This window comes from Streptomyces sp. NPDC050625 (genome assembly GCF_040654755.1).
Taxonomy (GTDB): domain Bacteria; phylum Actinomycetota; class Actinomycetes; order Streptomycetales; family Streptomycetaceae; genus Streptomyces.
Genome location: NZ_JBFAIQ010000012.1, coordinates 85,672 through 101,649 on the forward strand (window position 1 = coordinate 85,672; position 15,978 = coordinate 101,649).

Below are 15,978 nucleotides of genomic sequence, written 5' to 3' on the forward strand. Positions count from 1 at the left end.
GCCACCCGCTGTTGGCGCGGCACGGAAAACCTCTCCGGATGTGACAGCGGTACAACTTCCCCAGCTCCCCCAGGGACGGTTCCCCCGACGCGTCCCCGTCCGCCAGGTCCTGTGCCTGGTGCCGCTCCTGCTCGTCACCGTGGCCGCGGTGCGGCATCGCTCCGTGCTCGCGGAGGGTTTCGGCCACCTGCGCACGGCCTCCTGGCCCTGGCTGCTGGCCGCGGGCGGTGCCACCTGTCTGACCTGGGTGGCTGCCGCGATCACCCGGCAGGGCGCGGTGGTGCAGACGCTGCCGAAGCGGCGGCTGCTGGCCACGCAGTTCGCGGCGGGCGCGGCGAACCATCTGCTGCCCACCGGGCTGGGCGCGAGCGCGGTGAACCTGCGCTTCATGACGGTGTGCGGCGTTCCGCTCGCCCGCTCCTCGGCGGCGCTCGCGCTGTATCTCCTGGCGGAGAGCGTCGGCCGGCTGTCCCTGCTGGCGGCGCTGCTGATCGTCTTCCCGGACGCGCTGCGGCTCGGCACCCTGCTGCCGCACGGGACCCTGGGCCCGCTGCTCCTCGGCGTCGGTGCCCTGCTGCTGCTCGCGGCGGGCGCGCTCATGTGCGTACGACGGCTGCGCACGGCGGTGAGCTCCTTCCTGCGCACCGCGCTGGGCGAGGCCCGGTCGGTGCACGCCAGGCCGGCCCGCGCGCTGGCCCTGTGGGGCGGCTCCCTGGCGTTTCCCGCGCTGCAGGCTGCCGGTCTCGCCGCGGTGGGGCAGGCCCTCGGGCTGCCGGTGCCGCCGGCCCACATGGCGCTGGCGTATCTGGCGGCGACGGTCGCGGTGGCCCTGGTGCCCACCCCGGGCGGCCTCGGTTCCGTGGAGGCGGCGCTGATCGTGGCGCTGGTGGCGGCGGGCGGTCCGGCGGCGGTCGCCACCGCGGTGGTGCTCGCCTACCGGATCATCACGGTCTGGGTGCCGCTGGTACCGGGTGCCCTGACGCTGGGTGCGCTGGTGCGGCTGAAGGTCATCTGAGGCAGAGTGCTCCTTCGACCCGTCGGGGCGTCCCAGGCCGGCGCCCGAGGAAGGAGCGTCACCCGTGCCCGTACGTGTGGAGCGCAAGGATCACGTCACCACGGTCGTCCTCTCCCGGCCGGAGGTCCGCAACGCCGTGGACGGCCCGACGGCGGCGGAACTCGCCGCGGCCTTCCGGGCCTTCGAGGCCGACGACGACGCCCGGGTGGCGGTGCTGTGGGGTGAGGGCGGCACGTTCTGCGCGGGCGCGGACCTGAAGGCGATGGGCACGGACCGGGGCAACCGGGTGGCCGAGGACGGCGACGGACCGATGGGCCCGACCCGGCTGCGGCTGTCCAAGCCGGTGATCGCGGCGGTCGCCGGGCACGCCGTGGCCGGAGGTCTGGAGCTCGCCCTGTGGTGCGACCTGAGGGTCGCGGAGGAGGACGCGGTGTTCGGCGTGTACTGCCGCCGCTGGGGCGTCCCGCTCATCGACGGCGGCACGGTACGGCTGCCCCGGCTGATCGGCACCTCCCGGGCGATGGACATGATCCTCACCGGCCGTCCGGTACCGGCCCGGGAGGCGTACGACATCGGGCTGGCCAACCGGCTCGTCCCCACGGGCCGGGCCCGCCAGGAGGCGGAGGAGCTGGCGGCGTCCGTCGCCCGCTTCCCGCAGGCGTGCCTGCGCGGCGACCGGGCCTCGGTCCTCGACCAGGACGGGCTGGACGAGCCGGCGGCGATGCGGGGTGAACTCCGGTACGGAATGGACGTCTTGGCACAGGCGCTGGAGGGCGCGGCACGATTCGCCGGGGGCGCGGGCCGGCACGGTTCGTTCACGGAGCTGTGAGCCGTGAGTCGTGGGCCGCGAGTGGCCGCCGTGACGCCGGTGCCGCGAACCCGGTGCCGATGACGCCCCGTTCGGGACGGATCTCCTGGTCCTCGGTACCGTGCGGGGTGCGAACTCCCGTGCCGGATACGGCAGGATGAGCGGTCGCGCCGGTCGACGACGCCGTACGGCCCGGTGCGACCGCACATCCCGGCAACGAGCAGGTGACATCGTGACGAGACTTCACATCCGGCCGCCGGCGGCACCGTCCGCCGCAGCTTCCCGACCCGGAGGTGACCGGTGAACCGCGCGCTGACCCTGGACGATCTGATCCTCGCGGGCGTGGCCCTGGCGGCCGGTCTGCTGGCGGCCTTCCTGTCGCGCACGCTGCTGCGCTGGCTGGCCAAGCACGCCAAGCGGACCCGCTGGAGCGGCGACGACGTGATGGTGGACGCGCTGCGCACCGTCGTGCCCTGGGCGGCGATCGCGGGCGGCGCGGCCGCCGCGGCGGCGGTGCTGCCGCTGACCAGAACGGTCCAGCACCACACCAACCAGTGCCTCCAGGTGCTGCTCATCTTCGCGGTGACCGTGTCGGCGGCCCGGGTGATCGCCGGTCTGGTGCAGTCGGTCACCCAGTCCCGCTCCAGCGTCGCCGGTTCGGCCACGATCTTCGTGAACATCACCCGGGTGCTGGTGATGGCGATCGGCTTCCTGGTGGTGCTGCAGACGCTGGGCATCTCCATAGCGCCCCTGCTCACCGCCCTCGGTGTCGGTGGTCTGGCGGTCGCGCTGGCCCTCCAGGACACCCTCGCCAACCTCTTCGCGGGCATCCACATCCTCGCCTCCAAGACCGTCCAGCCGGGCGACTACATCCGGCTGAGCAGCGGCGAGGAGGGGTACGTCGTCGACATCAACTGGCGTCAGACGACCGTCCGCCAGCTCTCCAACAACCTGGTGGTCGTCCCCAACGGGCAGCTCGCGAAGACGAACATGACCAACTTCACCCGGCCCGAGCAGCGGCTGACCATCCTGGTGCAGGTGGGCGTGAGCTACGACAGCGACCTCGACCAGGTCGAGCGCGTCACGACCGAGGTGATCGCCGAGACGATGACCGAGATCACCGGCGCGCTGCCGGACCACGAGCCGGCCATCCGCTTCCACACCTTCGGCGACTCCCGGATCGGCTTCACGGTGATCCTCGGCGTGGGCGAGTTCAGCGACCAGTACCGGATCAAGCACGAGTTCATCAAGCGCCTGCACCGCCGCTACCGCGAGGAGGGCATCCGCATCCCGTCCCCCACCCGGACGGTGGCGCTGCAGCAGGGCGCGGTGATGATTCCGCAGCAGCGCACCGTCGAGAACACAGACGACGTGACGTCGAGCCCGGCCGTCTTCGAGTAGCGGCCGGGAGGCTCGCGGGGTCCGTGGAGCGCGGGCCCCTGTCGAGCCGGGGACGGTCACGAGATATCTTGATGTCGAGCAATGTTGCAGACGTGGAGCGGAGCACCCGGTGACTGACTCGACCATCATCTACACCTACACAGACGAGGCCCCGGCCCTGGCGACGCATTCGTTCCTGCCGGTGATCCAGGCGTATGCCTCGCAGGCCGGTGTCGCGGTCGACACCCGCGACATCTCACTGGCCGGGCGCATCATCGCCGTCTTCCCGGAGTATCTGAACGAGGACCAGCGCATCCCCGACGCGCTGGCCGAGCTGGGCGAGCTGGCCAGGACCCCCGAGGCCAACATCATCAAGCTGCCGAACGTCTCGGCGTCGATCCCGCAGCTCAGGGCCGCCATCGCCGAGCTGCAGGGCAAGGGCTACGCCCTGCCGGACTACCCGGACGACCCGAAGACCGACGAGGAGCGCGAGATCCGCGCCCGCTACGACAAGATCAAGGGCTCCGCCGTCAACCCGGTCCTGCGCGAGGGCAACTCCGACCGTCGTGCCCCGGCCTCGGTCAAGAACTACGCCAAGACCCACCCGCACCGCATGGGCGCCTGGAGCTCCGACTCCAAGACCAACGTGGCGACCATGGGCGCGGACGACTTCTGCTCCACCGAGAAGTCCACGGTGATCTCCAAGGCCGGTTCGCTGCGCATCGAGCTCAAGGGCGACGACGGCTCCACCACCGTCCTGCGCGAGTCGGTACCGGTCCTCGAGGGCGAGGTCGTCGACGCCTCCGTGATGCGCGTGGCCGCGCTGCGCGAGTTCCTCACCGCGCAGGTCGCCCGCGCCAAGGAGGAGGGCGTCCTGTTCTCCGTGCACCTGAAGGCCACGATGATGAAGGTCTCCGACCCCATCGTCTTCGGTCACGTGGTGCGCGCCTTCTTCCCGAAGACGTTCGCGAAGTACGGCGAGACGTTCGCCGCGGCCGGTCTGACCCCGAACGACGGTCTGGGCGGCATCCTCAAGGGCGTCGAGGCCCTGCCGGAGGGCGCCGAGATCAAGGCCTCCTTCGAGGCCGAGCTCGCCGAGGGCCCGGCGCTGGCGATGGTCGACTCCGACAAGGGCATCACCAACCTGCACGTGCCGTCCGACGTCATCGTCGACGCCTCGATGCCGGCCATGATCCGCACCTCCGGTCACATGTGGGGCCCGGACGGCCAGGAGGCCGACACCCTCGCGGTGCTGCCGGACTCCTCCTACTCCGGCGTCTACCAGGTCGTCATCGAGGACTGCCGGGCCAACGGCGCCTACGACCCGGCCACCATGGGCTCCGTCGCGAACGTCGGTCTGATGGCGCAGAAGGCCGAGGAGTACGGCTCCCACGACAAGACCTTCGAGATCCCGACCACCGGTACTGTCCGCCTGGTCGACCAGGACGGCGACGTCGTCCTGGAGCAGACCGTCTCCGCCGGCGACATCTTCCGCGCCTGCCAGGCCAAGGACGCCCCGATCAGGGACTGGGTGAAGCTGGCCGTCACCCGCGCCCGCGCCACCGGCGACCCGGCCGTGTTCTGGCTGGACGAGAACCGCGCGCACGACGCCAACCTGATCGCCAAGGTCAACGCCTACCTGCCGGAGCACGACACCGAGGGCCTGGACATCCGCATCCTGTCCCCCGTCGAGGCGACCAAGCTGTCGGTGGAGCGCATCCGCCGCGGTGAGAACACCATCTCGGTGACCGGCAACGTCCTGCGTGACTACCTCACCGACCTCTTCCCCATCCTGGAGCTGGGCACCAGCGCCAAGATGCTGTCGGTCGTCCCGCTGATGGCGGGCGGCGGCCTGTTCGAGACGGGTGCCGGCGGTTCCGCGCCGAAGCACGTCCAGCAGCTGCTCAAGGAGAACTACCTGCGCTGGGACTCGCTCGGTGAGTTCTTCGCCCTGGTCCCGGCTTTCGAGCAGTACGGCAAGACCACCGGCAACGCCCGCGCCCAGGTCCTCGCCGACACCCTCGACCGCGCCACGGCGACCTTCCTCAACGAGGACAAGTCCCCGACCCGTCGCGTCGGCGGCATCGACAACCGCGGCAGCCACTTCTACCTGTCCCTGTACTGGGCGCAGGAGCTGGCCCGGCAGACCGACGACGCCGACCTGGCCAAGGCCTTCGCCCCGATCGCCGAGACGCTCGCCGCCAACGAGCAGAAGATCGTCGACGAGCTGATCGCCGTCCAGGGCTCCCCGGCCGACATCGGCGGCTACTACAAGCCGGAGAAGGCCAAGGCGGACGCGGTCATGCGCCCGTCGGCCACCTGGAACGAGGCGCTCGCGTCCCTGAGCTGACGCATGACGCCTGCGGCACACCGGCCGCCCCCGTGAGGAACCCCGCCCCGGTCGGCACCCCCGACCGGGGCGGGGGCATTTCCAGGCGGAGCCAGGGGCTGCACAGACGGCCGGGTTGCGGGCCGTGAAGTGTGCGGGACAGAGAGGGTGATCTCCGAGGGTCCCGTGCCGGTGGCGGTGCCGGGACGGCGCCGGTGAGGGTTCTCCCGGGATGCCCGGGGGCCCTGTCGGCGGCCTCGGCCTGACCCGCCGGCTCGCCCGTGTCAGGTACCGCGGCGAGCCGGGGCTCCGGGCCCGCTTCGACCGGCGCCACCCGCCCAACGGTCCGAGTCGACCCGCCCGCGCGCCGGGCAACGGCCGGCCAGGGGTGCCCGCGCCGTAGGCCGGCCGGCTCCGGGTGATGGCCTGAGGCGGGATTCACCCACCGTGCGCGCCCTCACAGCCCCGCGTGGTCCTCACCAGTCCCGCGTCGCGATCAGCTCCTCCACGTCCGCGTCGGCGAAGCCGTACGCGTCGGCGACGAATCCGAAGTCCTCGGCTATCTCCTCGCGGGCCACCGTCTCGATCTCGCTGTCGGCCGCCTCGAACTCGGCCTGCAGGTCGTTGAACTCGTCCGTGGCCGCCTGGGTCAGTACGTACAGCGCGGGCAGGTCCGCCGGTCGCTCCGTCTCGATGCGCTCGCACAGGCGCAGCAGGATCTCCCTGCCCCGGTCCACCACCCGGTCGGGGTAGTAGTCGTCGCGGTACAGGCCCCGCAGAAACGGATGCGCGATCACCTGCTCGTTGCTGATGGGCATGCGGCCCCCGTCCTTCGGTCGGCGCTCGATGTGGCACCTTCGATCATGCAGCACGCCACTGACAACGCCCCGGGAGCAGCCCATGACCCCTGTCGTACCGCCCTTCGAGCTCCTGCCGGGCGCCGACGACTCCCCGGTGATCCTTCATGTGCCGCACTCCGCCCGGGAGATACCGGCCGACGTGCGCAAGGGCATCGTGCTGGACGACGCGGCGCTGGAGCGGGAGCTCGACCACATCGTCGACGCGCACACCGCCGAGATCGCGCGGGCCGCGGCGGAGCTGGCCGGTGCCGCGCCCTGGCGGTTCGTGAACCGGCTGTCGCGGCTGGTCGTCGACCCGGAGCGGTTCCCGGACGAGCGGGAGGAGATGCTCTGCGTCGGGATGGGCGCCGTGTACACGCGGACCACGCACGGGGCTCCCCTGCGGCCCGCGGACACCGACCCCGAGCCGCTGCTCGACCGGTATTTCCGGCCGTACGCGCGGGCGATGACCGAGGCGGTGCGCGACCGGCTCGCCGCCACCGGGCGGGCCGTCGTGATCGACATCCACTCCTACCCCACCGAGCGGCTGCCCTACGAGCTGCACGGCACGGGCCCACGGCCGCCGGTCTGTGTGGGCACCGACGCCTTCCACACGCCGGCCGGGCTCGCGGAGCTGGCCCGCGAGGCGTTCGCCGGGTGCGGGGAGACGGGACTCGACAGCCCCTTCAGCGGGGCTTACGTACCGCTGGAGTTCTACGGGACGGACCCGCGGGTCGGCACGCTGATGGTGGAGATCCGCCGGGACACGTACATGACCGAGCCCGGCGGGCCCGCCGGGCCGGGGCTGTCCCGGCTCGCGTCGGCGCTGGCCGCCCTGATCGACGGCGTGGACGGCATCGCCGTCGGCGGCTGATTCCTCGTCCAGCGCTCCTCATGGAGCATGTGGCACTCCTCATGGAGCATGTGGCGCTCCTCAGGGAGCCCTCCTCCTGGAGCACTCCGCAGGACAGGCGCCGGTCCCCGTACCAGGGTGGAGGCATGACGGAGGACGCCGGCACGGAGCGGGGCACGGTCGTCGGCCGGGCCGCGCCGCCCGTGCGGGACTGGCCCGCCCTCGACCTGGCGGGGACGGAGTTCGACCCGGTCCTCGCGGACCTCATGCGCGAGGGTCCGCTGACCCGTGTCCGCCTTCCGTTCGGCGACGGCTGGGCGTGGCTGGCCACCCGCCACGAGGACGTCAGGGCGATCACCACCGACCCGCGGTTCAGCCGCGCGGAGCTGACCCGGCGCCAGGTGACCCGGCTGGCCCCGCACTTCAAGCCGCGCCCGGGTTCGCTGGCGTTCGCCGACCAGCCCGACCACAACCGGCTGCGCAGGCCGGTCGCCGGAGCGTTCACGGCGGCGGCGATGCGGCGGCTGCGGCCCCGCGCCCGGGAGATCCTCGACGGGATCATGGACGGGGTCGTACGGGACGGGCCGCCGGCCGATCTGGTCGAGCGGCTGCTGGAGCCCTTTCCGATCGCCGTGGTCAGCGAGGTCATGGGCGTGCCCGCCGCCGACCGGGAGCGGGTGCACGGCTGGACGCGGCGGATCATCTCCACCTCCGGTGGGGCCGAGGCCGCCGACCGGGCGAAGAACGGCCTGTACGGGTGGATCACCGAGACGATCCGGGCCCGCGCCGACAGCTCCGACGACTCGGTGTACTCGCTGCTCGGCGCCGCGGTGGCCCGGGGCGGGATCAGCGAGGAGGAGGCGGCCGGCCTCGCCGGTCCGCTGCAGATCGGGGGTGAGGCGGTCACCCACAACTGCGGCCAGATGCTGTTCCTGATGCTCACCCGGCCCGGACTGCTGGACCGGATGCGTACCCGTCCCGAGGCGCGCGCCACCGTCCTCGACGAGCTGCTGCGCTACATCCCGCACCGCAGCACCGTGGGCCTGGCCCGCATCGCCCTGGAGGACGTCGATGTGCGGGGCGTGCGGATCGGCGCGGGCGAGCCGGTGTACGTCTCCTACCTGGCCGCCAATCGCGACCCGGAGGTCTTCCCCGACCCGGACCGCATCGACCCCGACCGCGATCCGAACCCGCACCTCGCCTTCGGCAACGGCCCGCACCACTGCACCGGCGCCGTCCTCGGCGGGCTGCAGAGCGAACTGCTGATCGACGCCGTACTGGACCGTCTGCCCGGCCTGCGTCTGGCGGTCCCGCCCGACGAGGTGCCCTGGCGCCGCAGGACGATGATCCGCGGCCCGCGGACCCTGCCGGTCACCTGGCGGGAACCGCGGACCCTGCGGGCAGGGTCCGCGGACGGGGCCGGAAGGGTCAGGCCCTGAGCCACTCCGTCACGATGACGTTTCCCCCGGTGCGCAGGCGCAGTGCGAACGGACCCGAGGGGGGTGTGTCGCTGGTGAAGCGGCCCATCGCGTCCACCGGGACCTGGGCCGCCGCCTGGAGGCCGCCGAGCACCTCGATCCGGGCCTGCTGGGGCGGCAGCACCTGCCCCATCAGACCCGCACCGGTGACCTCGACGTCGACGGTCAGCTCGCCGGCGCGGAAGGTCAGCATCCGCGGCGGGTCCGTCGCCCCCCTCACCGGGATCGCGTCGACCAGGGAGTCGAAGGTCAGCTCGGCGATGCCGGCGTCGAGGTCGTGCAACGCATAGGCCTCGATGGCGAGTTGGCGCAGCTCGGCCGGGACCGGGTCCAGTATCGCGGCCGCCTGCCGCAACTCCTCCTCCAGGAGTCCGGCGTCGAACTCGGCGTCGAACTCCGCATCCGCGAAGGCCTCGTCCGGGGCGAGGCCGTCCTCGTCCCCGCCGTTCACACGGCCGTTCCCGTCACCGTTCATCCCACCGCTCATCTCGCCGTTCATCTCGCTCACCGCGCCCCCCGTGCGTCCAGTCGCGCCCTCAGCCTGCGCAGACAGCGCTGCCGCAGCGGACCGATGCTGCCCACCGCGATGCCCAGCGCGGCGGACACCTCGACATAGCTCGGCGGCGGCGAGGCCATCAGGACCCGCAGCAACTGCCTGCAGCGCTCGCCGAGTTCCTCGAACTCCTGCCACAGCCACCGGATACGCTCGGCCTCCGCGGCCTGCTCCTCGGAGTCGATCAGCGACTGCTCGGGCGTGCGGTCCTCGCTGACCCGGTCCAGCACCTGCGGATCGTCTGTCGGCATCAGCCGCGTCAGGCCCCTGATCACCTTCAGGCACTCGTGCCGTGCCGTGCTGGCCAGCCAGGAGCCCGCCTTGTCGGGTTCCCGGATCCGGCCGAGGTGCTGCGCGAAGCGGAACCACACGGTCTGGTACACCTCGTGGCCGTCGGCGTCCGAGAGCCGGTGCGCGCGCACGACCGACCACACCAGCGGGCTCAACCCCTCAACGAGCGCCTTCCAGGCAGCCGCGTCACCGTCGACGGCGGCAGACTGGACCAACGCGCCGACCTCTGCTCGGTCCACGGCCTCACCCCTCGTGTACGGCAAGTCATCGTACGCCGTGGAGGGGAGGGTTCCGGCCCTCATGCGGGAGGTGCCAGTCGCACGACAGGGGCCGGGCGCCAGGTCGCCGGGCGCAGGGCAGGTACGTGCGCCCCGCGCACTTCCGCGTACTCGGTGTTGTTCGCAAGGAGTTGTTTGCGCGCCGCGCGCGGGTCGCGCTCCTTGTGCGCCGTCATCTGGGCGGCGACGAGCCCTACCGCGACCGGAGTGGCGAACGACGTTCCGCTCCACTGCGCGTACCCCTCGAACATCACCTGGTCCGGCTTGGCGGAGGTGCTCTCCCGCTCCTCGCTCAACACGCCGGTGTGGCGCGGGTACTGGCAGGTGCAGGCATAGGTGAAGCCGAACCGGCAGGCGTCGTAGGTGGAGTGCTGGTAGACGTACGGCACGGGCCCGTCGAAGCCGGTGAGGGCGCTGGTGAGGCGCTCGCCGGGGGCGTAGGCCTTCACCCAGGAGCCGTGGTTGCTGAAGCAGGCGCCGAACTCGCCGTCGCCGCGCAGCGCTCCGACCGACAGGACGGCGTCCTCGTAGTCGGGCAGGGAGGCGTAGGCGGCGGGCCAGAACGGGGTGGCGCTGCCGTTGTTGCCGGCCGCGGCGACCAACAGGGTGCCCTGGGCTCGCAGTTCCCGCATGAAGGCCTCGACGCCGAGCAGACCGTCGGTGCGGCCGTTGGAGGTGCCCGCGGAGAGACTGATGATGTCGGGCCAGCCGCCCTGGTCGACGGCCTCGAAGAGCTTGGTGCCGAAGTCCGACTCCAGGATGGCGCCCGCGTCGTTGAGGGTGTTGCGGACGGTGACGTCGGTGTTGGGCGCCACGGCCGCGACGAGCCCGGCGATGAACGTGCCGTGGCCGACGTACTGCTGGAGGACGCCTGCCTCGTCGGTCTCCCTGATCTGGCCGTCGCCCTCGGTGTGGGCGAGCAGCGGGTAGGACCGGTAGTCGTGCATCAGCCCGGTGTCGATGACGAGGACTCCGACGGCGGTGTCCGGGTCGTACGGCGTCTCGGCCGTCGCCGGGTTCGGTGGCTGGGTGAGTGGGGCGGGTACTGGTTCGTCGCCCGGACAGGCGTTGACCGCGATCGAGACCACGTGGTTGCGGCTGATCAGCCGGTGCCCACGGCGGCCCTCCGCCTCGCGCATGGCCCGCAGCGCGTGCCTGACCGCCCGGTCGCCGCTGCGGTCGCCGTGGCCGGGGTCGCCGACCTGGATGCGGGTGATGCCCGTCCGGTTCTCCACCGGGCCCGCCCGGCGCACCTGGTCCGCGACCAGGCCGGTGGTCTCGGTGAAGTGCGCGCGCACGGTGTCCTCGACGGCCCGTGCCTCTTCACCGTCGCGGGCCAGCACGACGCCCTTTTCGTAGAAGAACTCGGCGGAGTCGTCCGGCCCCATCGCCAGGGGGACATCGGGCATGGAGCGCTGGATCTGGTCGAACTGCTCGTGGAATCGCTGAGGTGCCATGGCGGGTCCTCCCACTGGTGCGGCGGTCGTCAGTCAGAGCGGCGGAACCATCGATTGATACAGCCGACGGGGACCGGACCAAACCCGTATGACGTGTATGACGGGTATCCGAAGACCACTAACATCCGAGGGGTGACAGCGGGAAGCGACTCGGTTCTCGAACTGCTGCCGATGGTGTTCGCCGCTCCCAACGAGGCGCTGGCGAGGGCGGAGCTGGTGCTCGACGCCGATCCGCCGCCGTTGCACGCCTCCGTCGCGCACCAGGTGATCGGTATCTGGCAACGGGACTTCGGCGACATGCGCATCGCCCTGCGCCACTTGTGGCGCGCCCGCGACCTCGCCGCGCGCGCTCAGACGCCGGACCGGGAGGCGGACGTCCTCGCCACTCTGGGGGTCGCACTGGTGCATGCGGGGCGCACACGGCAGGGTCTTTCGGCGTTCGAGCGCGGTGTCGCGCGCGGGAGCGGACACACCCGGGCCCGTGTGCTGTACCGCCGCGCCTATGTCTGGTGGGTACTGGGGCACCACCGGGAGGCGCTGGAGGACGTGCGCCGCGCCATACCCGTGCTGCGGCAGGCGGACGACGTCATCTGGACGGCACGGGCGCTGACGCTGCGGGCGACGGTGCATCTGGCGCTCGGCGCGGTGGACCGGGCCGACGCCGACTTCACCTCGGCCGAGCGGCTGTGGGACACCACGGGCCAGGAGCACGACAAGGCCGACGCGGTGGAGAGCCGGGGCCTGACGGCGTTCCGGTCGGGTGACATTCCGGCGGCGCTGCGGCTGCTGGACGAGGCCGAGGAGCGGTACGCCAAGCTCGGCACGCCCACCTTCATGCTCTACATCCGGCGCTGCGAGGTGCTGATGGCCGCCGGGCTGGCCCCGGAGGCGCTGGCCGAGGCGGACGCGGCGATCGGGGTGCTCGACGAGATCGGCGGGCAGTCCACCCGCAAGGCCGAACTGCTGCTCGCCGCCGCGCGGGCCGCCCGGTCGGCCGGTGACCCGCACACCGCCATCGCCCGGGCCGCCGTCGCCGTACGGCTGTTCGCCGGGCAGCGGCGCACCTGGTGGGAGACGCACGCACGGCTGGTGCTGATCGAGGCCCGGGTGGCCGCCGGGCGCAGTTCGGGGCGGCTGGTCGCCGACGCGGCCGCGGTCGCCGAGCGGCTGGCGTCCTTCGGTTCGCCGTCCGCGCCGGAGGCCTCGCTGCTCGCGGGCCGGATCGCGCTGTCCCTGGGCTGGACTGCGGACGCGGAGCGGCATCTGGCCGTGGCCGCGCGCAGCAGACGCGGCGGGCCGCCGCTGGCCCGGATGACGGGATGGGCCGCGCAGGCGCTGCGGGCGCGGGCGGCCGGTTCCGGGCGGGGGGTCCTGGAGGCCTGCCGGCGCGGTCTGGACGTCCTCGACGACCATCGGATGACGCTGGGCGCCTCGGAGCTCAGGGCGCGGGCCACGGCGCAGGGTGCGGAACTCGCCGCACTGGCCCAGCAGGCCAGCCTCGCCCAGGGCGGTCCTCGGCGGCTGCTGGTGTGGAGCGAGCGCTGGCGGGCCACGGTGCTGTCCGCGCCGCCCACCCGGCCGCCCGCCGATCCGGCGCTGCTGAGCGGTCTGACCGCGTTCCGGGAGATCGCGGCCCGTGCGGAGGCCGCCCGCATGGACGGTCGCCCGGTGCCCGCCCTGGAGCGCGAACAGCGGCGCCTGGAACGGGAGGTCCGTTCCCGCACCCACCACACGCACGGCGACGCGCCCGGCTACGGGGACCGTTTCGACCCCGGCCGGCTCCTCGACCGGCTCGGCGACGGGCGGCTGGTGGAACTCGCGGTGCTCGACGGGCGGGTGCATGTGCTGCTGTGCGGGCAGGGGCGGGTACGGCGGTTCGACGGCGGGGCGCTCGCGGAGGCGGTGGCCGAGGCCGAGCACGTCCAGGCGGGGCTGCGGCGGCTGGCGCACCCGGGGGCGGAGGGCCGGTTGCCGCTGGTCGAGGCGGCCGGGCGGCGGCTGGAGGAGCTGCTGCTCGGCGGGGCCGTGCCGCACCTCGGCTCCGGGCCGGTCGTGGTGGTGCCGCCCGGTGCGTTGCACCGCGTGCCCTGGGCGCTGCTGCCCTCGCTGCGGGACCGGGTGCTCAGTGTGTCGCCGTCGGCGAGCAGTTGGCTGCGGGCCCGGGAGACGGAGCCGCCGCCGGGCGGGGCGCATGTCCTGGTGCGCGGGCCGGGGCTGGCCACCGGCGGCGCCGAAGTGCCCGAGCTGGCCGACCGGTACGGCACCGCGAGGGTCCTGGAGTACGACGACGCGCAGGTGCCCCGGGTGCTGGAGGAGCTGGACGGCGCGGCGCTGGCGCATATCGCGGCGCACGGCACGTTCCGGGCGGACAGTCCCCTGTTCTCCTCGCTGCGGATGGCCGACGGCCCGCTGATCGTGCATGACTTCGAGCGTCTCGACCGCAGCCCGTACCGGATCATCCTGTCCAGCTGCGACACCGCCCGGCTCGCCTCGGTCGGCGCCGACGAGCTGCTCGGTCTGGTCACGGCGCTGCTGCCGCTGGGCACGGCCGGGGTGGTGGCGAGCAGCGCGCCGGTCAACGACGCCGCGGTGGTGCCGCTGATGCTCGCCCTGCACAAGGGCCTGGACGCCGGCCTCTCCCTGGCCGAGGCCCTCCGCGACGCCCGCTTCGCGCTGCCGGGCGACGCGGTGCACCAGGCGACGGGGTGGGCGTTCGCGGCGTTCGGCGCGGCATGAGGCGAGGGCGAGGGCGAGGGCAAGGTGCGGACGAGTCGCACCACCCGGCACCGGGCTCGCACCATCCGGCACCGGGCTCGCGCCTGCCCGCCCCTGGCGGGCCTCAGGCCGACTCGGTGGCCGGCAGGTCGACCAGCCAGGGCAGGGCGCCGCGGTCGGCGGCACCGAGGCGGGTGTAGGCGCTGTAGAGGTGGTTGCCGACGGTGCGGATCGACAGGGTCAGCTGTTCGGCGATCTGGCGGTTGCTCAGCCCGGCGGCCGCGAGGGTGACGATCTGCCGCTGCCGGGCGGTGAGTTCGCCGAGGACCAGCCCGGCCAGGGCCGGGGTGCGGGCACCCTGGCAGCGGCGGGCGAGGGCGACCGCGCGGGTGCGCGAGGTGCGGGCGGCACGCGGATCGCGGTGCGCGCGTACGGCCTGGGCGTGCGCCTCGGCCGCGAACAGCAGGAAGCCGCGCTCCTCCAGGGCCTCGGCGGCACGGTCCAGCGCGGCACCGTCCCCACGGGCCAGCGCGTCGGCATGGCGGGCGAACACCCCGCCGGCCGGCAGCGAGCCGGTCGCCTGCTCGGGCGTGCCGAGCCGTACGGCGTCGTAGCGGGCGTACATGTCACCCCCGGCGGCCGCCCGCGCGGCGCCGTCGACGTCACCCCGGGCCACGGTCGCCTCGTCCGCCGCCGTCACCTCGCCCAACTGCTCGGCAGCCCGGGCGAGTTCACCGCGGCAGGACGCGTCGTCCGGTGTCCACCGCAGCCCCTCCCTCGCCCAGGCCGCCGCCTCCCGCAGCTCCCCCCGAAGCCGCGCGTACCGGGCGCGTACGGCCGCGTAGCCGGCCGGTACCGGCGCCCCCTCCTCCGCCAGCCACTCCCCCACGGGCGTCGGCGTCCCCCGGACATCCAGGTCCTCGATCCCGCGTGCCAGCGCGGCCCGTTCGGCCTCCAGCGCCGCCCGGCACTGCTGCGGTGTGCGGGCCAGCCGTCGGGCCCGCAGCCGGCCTGTGGTGGCCCGCAGTGCCGGGCCGTGCAGGGGGTGGGCCAGATGGGCGGCGCCCCGGTCGTCCACCCGGATCAGGCCGTCGGCCTCCAGGCGTTCCAGGGCCGCCAGGTCGAGGTCGTCCGGCTGCGGCGGCAGGGGTCCGGCGAAGGCGAGGCGTTCCAGGGTCTCCCGCTCCTCGGGACCACGGCGGTCCAGGACCGGGGCGGTGCGCTCGCGCACGGTTGGGGTCACGGGGAGCGGCCCCCGCCACGCCCATTCGTCCGTGTCCGGTACGCGCGTCAGCAGCCCGGACTCGCGCACCGCGCCCAACAGGTCGCGCAGCAGCCGCAGATCGCCCCGGCACACCCGGTGCAGCCGGTTCACGGTGAGCCGCTCCAGGGCGCCGCCCAGGGCGAGCAGCCGGGCCGTGTCCTCGCGGGGCAGCGGCTCCAGGGCCAGCCGCGGCAGGAGTTCACCGGTCCACAGCCGGGACACCGCGCCGGGTACCGGGGCGCCGTCCGAGGCGACCACGACCAGACGGGTGCGGCCGTGCACGGCGAGCTGGTGGACCAGGGCGGCGGAGGCCTCGTCGAGCAGATGGGCGTCGTCCACCACGAGCAGTCGTACGCCGGACAGGATGTGCACCGCACGGTGCAGCGAGACCGACTCGGGCAACAGGTGCGCGAACGCGGCGAAGGGCAGATCACGGGACTGCGGCGTCCCGGTCACCCGGGCCCCTTCGGTGCCGCGCACGGCCTCCGTGACGAGCCGGGTCTTGCCGCAGCCCGCCGGTCCGGTCACCACGATGCCGTGGCGTCCGGCGGTCAAGGACCGGCGGATCAGCTCCAGTTCGTCCTCCCGGCCGGTGAACGGCCAGGGCAGTTCGAGGGTCTTCGCGTCCTGTGCGTAAGTCGTCACGACATCAAGAGCCCGCATACTCACTCCTGATACAGGGGGACTTGAGTAGCCCTCGACTCAGGCGCCGGGACAG

The 15,978-nt window shown here is 73.3% G+C and carries 12 protein-coding genes; 7 read left to right on the top strand and 5 right to left on the bottom strand.

The window, feature by feature from the left end; all coding sequences use genetic code 11:
• Positions 1 to 40: 40 nt before the first annotated feature.
• The 4 genes from AB0I54_RS25640 to AB0I54_RS25655 all read left to right on the top strand — a co-directional run bounded on the left by AB0I54_RS25640 (position 41) and on the right by AB0I54_RS25655 (position 5,553).
• Positions 41 to 1,015, top strand: coding sequence for a lysylphosphatidylglycerol synthase transmembrane domain-containing protein (locus tag AB0I54_RS25640; RefSeq protein ID WP_363298489.1), 975 nt, complete (start codon positions 41 to 43; stop codon positions 1,013 to 1,015).
• Between the two features lie 64 nt (positions 1,016 to 1,079).
• Positions 1,080 to 1,844, top strand: coding sequence for a crotonase/enoyl-CoA hydratase family protein (locus tag AB0I54_RS25645; protein WP_363298490.1), 765 nt, complete (start codon positions 1,080 to 1,082; stop codon positions 1,842 to 1,844).
• Positions 1,845 to 2,123: 279 nt separating this feature from the next.
• Positions 2,124 to 3,224, top strand: a complete 1,101-nt coding sequence (locus AB0I54_RS25650; protein ID WP_363298491.1) for a mechanosensitive ion channel family protein — start codon at positions 2,124 to 2,126, stop codon at positions 3,222 to 3,224.
• A 109-nt stretch (positions 3,225 to 3,333) separates the two neighbouring features.
• Positions 3,334 to 5,553, top strand: coding sequence for an NADP-dependent isocitrate dehydrogenase (locus AB0I54_RS25655; protein ID WP_363298492.1), 2,220 nt, complete (start codon positions 3,334 to 3,336; stop codon positions 5,551 to 5,553).
• A gap of 455 nt (positions 5,554 to 6,008) precedes the next feature.
• On the opposite strand, the gene AB0I54_RS25660 is transcribed toward AB0I54_RS25655, so the two are convergent.
• Positions 6,009 to 6,350: a DUF5713 family protein gene (locus AB0I54_RS25660; RefSeq protein WP_363298493.1), complete on the bottom strand. Its 342-nt coding sequence runs from the start codon at positions 6,348 to 6,350 to the stop codon at positions 6,009 to 6,011.
• Positions 6,351 to 6,432: 82 nt separating this feature from the next.
• On the opposite strand from AB0I54_RS25660, the gene AB0I54_RS25665 reads away from it, so the two are divergent.
• Together AB0I54_RS25665 and AB0I54_RS25670 are read left to right on the top strand one after the other, a co-directional pair.
• Entirely contained in the window at positions 6,433 to 7,245 is an 813-nt protein-coding gene (locus AB0I54_RS25665; RefSeq protein WP_363298494.1) for an N-formylglutamate amidohydrolase, read from the top strand.
• A gap of 125 nt (positions 7,246 to 7,370) precedes the next feature.
• Positions 7,371 to 8,663, top strand: a complete 1,293-nt coding sequence (locus AB0I54_RS25670; RefSeq protein ID WP_363298495.1) for a cytochrome P450 — start codon at positions 7,371 to 7,373, stop codon at positions 8,661 to 8,663.
• On the opposite strand, the gene AB0I54_RS25675 is transcribed toward AB0I54_RS25670, so the two are convergent.
• Genes AB0I54_RS25675 through AB0I54_RS25685 form a run of 3 tightly spaced genes read right to left on the bottom strand, consistent with a single transcriptional unit; the run spans position 8,653 to position 11,281 of the window.
• Positions 8,653 to 9,177 carry a hypothetical protein gene (locus AB0I54_RS25675; protein WP_363298617.1) on the bottom strand — a complete coding sequence of 175 codons (525 nt, stop codon included), beginning with the start codon at positions 9,175 to 9,177 and terminating at the stop codon, positions 8,653 to 8,655. The genes AB0I54_RS25670 and AB0I54_RS25675 overlap by 11 nt on opposite strands.
• A 29-nt stretch (positions 9,178 to 9,206) precedes the next feature.
• Positions 9,207 to 9,848: a sigma-70 family RNA polymerase sigma factor gene (locus tag AB0I54_RS25680; RefSeq protein WP_363298496.1), complete on the bottom strand. Its 642-nt coding sequence runs from the start codon at positions 9,846 to 9,848 to the stop codon at positions 9,207 to 9,209.
• The gene (locus AB0I54_RS25685) at positions 9,845 to 11,281 is read right to left on the bottom strand and encodes a S8/S53 family peptidase (protein ID WP_363298497.1); all 1,437 of its coding nucleotides are present in this window, start codon (positions 11,279 to 11,281) and stop codon (positions 9,845 to 9,847) included. Before AB0I54_RS25685 ends, AB0I54_RS25680 begins: the two co-directional genes overlap by 4 nt.
• 132 nt (positions 11,282 to 11,413) lie before the next feature.
• Between AB0I54_RS25685 and AB0I54_RS25690 the strand changes: the two genes are divergently transcribed.
• On the top strand, positions 11,414 to 14,017 hold the full coding sequence (locus AB0I54_RS25690; protein WP_363298498.1) for a CHAT domain-containing tetratricopeptide repeat protein: 2,604 nt from the start codon (positions 11,414 to 11,416) through the stop codon (positions 14,015 to 14,017).
• Positions 14,018 to 14,120: 103 nt separating this feature from the next.
• Here the strand turns inward: AB0I54_RS25690 and AB0I54_RS25695 are convergent, their stop codons facing one another.
• Positions 14,121 to 15,905 (bottom strand): LuxR C-terminal-related transcriptional regulator, encoded by a 1,785-nt coding sequence (locus tag AB0I54_RS25695; protein ID WP_363298499.1) that lies wholly within the window; start codon positions 15,903 to 15,905, stop codon positions 14,121 to 14,123.
• Between the last annotated feature and the right edge of the window lie 73 nt (positions 15,906 to 15,978).

Excerpts from the sequence above, each read along its gene's own strand:
- AB0I54_RS25660 (WP_363298493.1), bottom strand. The coding sequence starts at position 6,350 with ATGCCCATCAGCAACGAGCAGGTGATCGCGCATCCGTTTCTGCGGGGC.
- AB0I54_RS25665 (WP_363298494.1), top strand. The coding sequence starts at position 6,433 with ATGACCCCTGTCGTACCGCCCTTCGAGCTCCTGCCGGGCGCCGACGAC.
- AB0I54_RS25670 (WP_363298495.1), top strand. The coding sequence starts at position 7,371 with ATGACGGAGGACGCCGGCACGGAGCGGGGCACGGTCGTCGGCCGGGCC.
- AB0I54_RS25685 (WP_363298497.1), bottom strand. The coding sequence starts at position 11,281 with ATGGCACCTCAGCGATTCCACGAGCAGTTCGACCAGATCCAGCGCTCC.
- AB0I54_RS25680 (WP_363298496.1), bottom strand. The coding sequence starts at position 9,848 with ATGAGGGCCGGAACCCTCCCCTCCACGGCGTACGATGACTTGCCGTAC.
- AB0I54_RS25675 (WP_363298617.1), bottom strand. The coding sequence starts at position 9,177 with ATGAACGGTGACGGGAACGGCCGTGTGAACGGCGGGGACGAGGACGGC.